Raw genomic sequence first — 1,376 nt, forward strand, 5'->3', positions numbered from 1 at the left:
GGCAAGGTGTCGAACGACGCGCTCGGCGAGATCTACGCCCACGACATCCACGCCCAGGGCGTCGCCTTCGACACCAAACCCCTAGGACGTAGACTCATTACCACGTAGCCAGATGCGGATTGCTACGAGTTTGAGGGCCGCAAGATAGTTCTCGGCCAGCTTGTCGTATCGTGTCGCGATGCGACGGAACTGCTTGGCTCTATTGAAGAAGCGCTCGACGTGGTTACGCGCCTTATAGAGCAAGGGGCTGAAGCAGATTGGGTCCTTTCGGTTGGCCTTGGGCGGGATGTTGGCCCATGCCTTTCGCTTGGTGATGACATTGCGCAAGGCGTTGGCATCATAGCCCTTGTCGGCGAGCAGCATGGCACCCTCGGGCAAATCCGTGATCAAGTCCGCTGCGGAGGCGATGTCACTCATCTGGCCTGCCGTGAGCATCAGCTTGATCGGCTTGCCTTTGGCATCGACAAGAGCATGGATTTTGGTTGTCAGCCCGCCTCGGGATCGACCGAGACAATGATCTCGACCCCCCTTTTTGCCGTCGCACCCTGCTGATGGACGCGAACAATGGAGGTATCGATCATCTGCACCTTGCCGTCATGGGCTTTGGTGATGGCGTCCATGAGGCGGTCCCACACACCTGCTTTTCGCCATCGGACGAAGCGGTTGTAGCAGGTGGTGCGCGGTCCATAACGCCCGGGCAGGTCGCGCCAAGGCGCACCGGATCGCAGCACCCAGAAGATGCCGTTTAGCACCCGCCGATCATCGACGCGCGGCACCCCTCGCGGCTTGTTGGGCAACAGCGGCTCGATCACGCGCCATTCGAAGTGGTTCAGGTCATATCGGCTCATGCGGAGCCTGAATCATATTCCGCCGCAATATGAAAGCCTAAGTCGGAACCTGTTGCGGACGCTCAAGGTTTGTGTCCTGCGCCCTTACGCTGTTTCTTTAAATTGCGGGCAGCGCTGGCGATCAGGGTCACAACGGCCATGAACCAGAAGCCGGAGACGATGTAGGCAGTGGCTGTTGCGCCAATGCATTCGCTTTCAGCAATGAGGCAGCTCTGCTGAACGCCCTCATGAAGAAAATACCCGGCCACCACGAAAACAACGGCATCAAATGGAATGGCGAGCTAAAGGGGGAAACCGAACCGCAAGCCAATAGCGGAGGCAACGATCACGACTATTGGTGCAACGAAGGTGAGAAGTAGTGGGTCTACCATCCTCCATCCCTATAGAAGCGGATGTCCTCTTTCCACACCCATCTCAGTCATACCGCATTTATGAGTTCACGGCCTAGTGGGACAACCACCGACGGCGCGCTCGATGATCTTCGTCACGGCCGATGGCGAGCGCTATATCGGCCTGCATCGAACTCGG

At 58.0% G+C, this 1,376-nt stretch carries 2 protein-coding genes; one reads left to right on the forward strand and one right to left on the reverse strand.

Annotated elements, in window-relative coordinates; translation table 11 throughout:
- Positions 1-81: 81 nt before the first annotated feature.
- A protein-coding gene (locus tag NKH52_RS35295; protein WP_352658169.1) for an IS5 family transposase occupies positions 82-848 on the reverse strand; the annotation gives its coding sequence in 2 pieces (ribosomal slippage) (positions 82-524 and positions 524-848; 768 coding nt in all).
- 227 nt (positions 849-1,075) lie between these two features.
- Here NKH52_RS35295 and NKH52_RS35300 point away from each other — a divergent pair.
- Positions 1,076-1,207, forward strand: a complete 132-nt coding sequence (locus NKH52_RS35300) for a hypothetical protein (protein WP_352658172.1) — start codon at positions 1,076-1,078, stop codon at positions 1,205-1,207.
- Positions 1,208-1,376 lie beyond the last annotated feature (169 nt).

The sequence above is a fragment of the Mesorhizobium sp. M1066 genome (genome assembly GCF_040318635.1).
In the GTDB taxonomy this organism is placed as follows: Bacteria; Pseudomonadota; Alphaproteobacteria; order Rhizobiales; family Rhizobiaceae; genus Mesorhizobium.